Source organism: Legionella saoudiensis (assembly GCF_001465875.1).
GTDB lineage: Bacteria > Pseudomonadota > Gammaproteobacteria > Legionellales > Legionellaceae > Legionella > Legionella saoudiensis.
The window spans coordinates 1-1,045 of sequence record NZ_LN901315.1 but is presented as its reverse complement, the minus strand read 5'-3'; the positions used below and the strand labels follow the sequence as shown (position 1 = coordinate 1,045).

The window sequence follows — 1,045 nt, the reverse complement described above, 5'->3', positions numbered from 1 at the left end:
GGTGGTTATACCTATGTTGCGGTTACGCCAGGCATCAGTGGAGTTACTCCTAATACGGGCCCTGTTGCCGGTGGTACATCAATTACCATCAGTGGCTCAGGCTTTACTCCCACAACCTCGGTGACGGTAGGCGGTATTGCGGCAACGAGCATTACGATTAATAGTGCAAGCAGTTTAACTGCGACTACCCCAGCTTACGTGAGTGGCCCCTTAGCCGCCAATGTGGCGATCAGTAATGAGGTGGGCAGTGCGACCTTAACGGGTGGTTTTACCTATCAAGCCAGCAGCCCCACGTTGGTTAGCATTACGCCGAATCAAGGTTCTATTGCAGGTGGCACCTCAGTGACGGTAGTGGGCACGAACTTTACCCCAACCACGACATTAACTCTGGGCGGTGTTGCGGCCACGAATGTCACGGTACTCAATGCCACGACTTTAACGGCGACCACCCCAGCTTACGTCAGTGGTTCTTTAGTGAAAAATGTGGTGGTGACGAACAGTGCAGGCAGCGCGACATTAAGCGGAGGCTTTACCTATACCGCAATTGCACCAAGCCTAACGAGTCTTTCCCCCACGACAGGACCGGTGAGTGGCAATACAGTAATTACTTTAAGTGGTAGTGGTTTTACTCCAGGTACGACGGTAACCGTTGGCGGTATTGCGGCCACGAATGTTACGGTAGTGAATGCCAGCACCATTACTGCATCCACCCCCGCTTATGTGAGTGGCCTGTTAACGGTGGATGTGGTGGTGAATAATGGTGTGGGTAGTGCCACTTTAGCGGGTGGTTTTACCTACACGGCAGTTGCCCCAAGCTTAAGCGGCATTACACCGGCGAGTGGCTCCATCGCAGGGGGTACGACCATTACCTTAACGGGCAGTGGCTTTGTTCCAGGAATGAGTGTGACTTTAGGTGGTACCGCCGCCACTAATGTAACGGTGGTCAATAGCACGACATTAACCGCCGTCACCCCTGCTCACACTAGTGGGGCAGTGGATGTGGTTGTGAGCAACAGCGTGAATAGCGCCACCTTAAGTGGAGGCT

1 protein-coding gene is annotated in these 1,045 nt (G+C 53.3%); it reads left to right on the top strand.

All coding sequences use genetic code 11. The features are described 5' to 3' along the window. Nucleotides 1-1,045: IPT/TIG domain-containing protein (locus tag BN3124_RS00005; RefSeq protein ID WP_196398880.1), on the top strand; the 1,045-nt coding region annotated here is incomplete at both ends.